General features: G+C 77.0%; 1 protein-coding gene. It reads right to left on the bottom strand.

The genetic code is table 11. From position 1 onward, the window contains the following. Positions 1-248: phosphotransferase (locus G3I40_RS35500; protein ID WP_164558954.1), on the bottom strand; the 248-nt coding region annotated here is incomplete at both ends.

Genomic DNA, 248 nt, shown 5'->3' on the forward strand with positions numbered 1-248 from the left:
GCCGGATCGCCGACGGCCGCGTCGGTCCAGTCGAGGACGCCACGCACCCGGCCGTCCTGCGAGACCAGCAGGTGTTCGCCCTTGAGGTCGTGGTGGACGAGCACGGCGTCCGCCTGCGGGCCGAGCTGGGCGACGGCCCGCGCGCTCAGCCGGCCGAGCCGCGCCGCCTCGAACTCGTCGTCCTTGTCGAGCCGTACGGCGGCCGCGCCCGCCTCCCGGCGCAGGTTCTCCAGGGAGCGCGGCGCCAC

It is taken from the genome of Streptomyces sp. SID14478 (genome assembly GCF_010548525.1).
In the GTDB taxonomy this organism is placed as follows: domain Bacteria; phylum Actinomycetota; class Actinomycetes; order Streptomycetales; family Streptomycetaceae; genus Streptomyces.